Source organism: Pseudoalteromonas shioyasakiensis, assembly GCF_022398475.1.
In the GTDB taxonomy this organism is placed as follows: Bacteria; Pseudomonadota; Gammaproteobacteria; order Enterobacterales; family Alteromonadaceae; genus Pseudoalteromonas.
The window spans coordinates 1-846 of record NZ_JAKEVM010000294.1 but is presented as its reverse complement, the minus strand read 5'-3'; the positions used below and the strand labels follow the sequence as shown (position 1 = coordinate 846).

At 43.3% G+C, this 846-nt stretch carries 2 rRNA genes; both read left to right on the top strand.

Going from position 1 to position 846, the window contains the following annotated elements:
• Window positions 1-168 (top strand): 16S ribosomal RNA (locus tag L1D51_RS21545); the annotation flags it as partial.
• A 278-nt stretch (window positions 169-446) separates the two neighbouring features.
• Window positions 447-846: ribosomal RNA gene (locus tag L1D51_RS21540) — 23S ribosomal RNA — on the top strand; the annotation flags it as partial.

The following is an 846-nucleotide window of genomic DNA, read 5'->3' as shown; positions in this document are numbered from 1 at the left end:
ATACGTTCCCGGGCCTTGTACACACCGCCCGTCACACCATGGGAGTGGGTTGCTCCAGAAGTGGATAGTCTAACCTTCGGGAGGACGTTCACCACGGAGTGATTCATGACTGGGGTGAAGTCGTAACAAGGTAGCCCTAGGGGAACCTGGGGCTGGATCACCTCCTTATACGATTTAGAACTTATTTGTTCGTAGTGTCCACACAGATGATTGTTAGTTAGCTAARCCGCTTGGTTTAACTAATTAATATGCTCTTTAAAAATTTGGAAAGCTGATATTAAAATTCTTATAGATAYTYGTATCTATAAAGAGTTTTCAAAAGTAAAAAATATGCCATTAATCGAMAGATTAATTGGTATCTACTTTAGTATTCTCATCATTATTTGATGAATTAACTTCTGGCGAAGTTAACAGCTGTCACTAACAAAGACCCGTTTGGGTTGTATGGTTAAGTGACTAAGCGTACACGGTGGATGCCTTGGCAGTTGGAGGCGATGAAGGACGTATTAACTTGCGATAAGCCTAGTCAAGCTAGTAAAAAGCGCTTGAGRCTAGGATTTCCGAATGGGGAAACCCACCTGCTTGCAGGTATCTTGCACTGAATACATAGGTGTAAGAGGCGAACGCGGAGAACTGAAACATCTAAGTACCCGTAGGAACAGAAATCAACCGAGATTCCGGAAGTAGCGGCGAGCGAAACCGGACCAGCCCTTAAGCTTATTATGTGTTAGTGGAACATTCTGGAAAGTTTGACGATACAGGGTGATAGTCCCGTACACGAAAATGCATCTTAAGTGAAATCGAGTAGGTCGGAGCACGTGAAACTTTGACTGAATATAGGTGGAC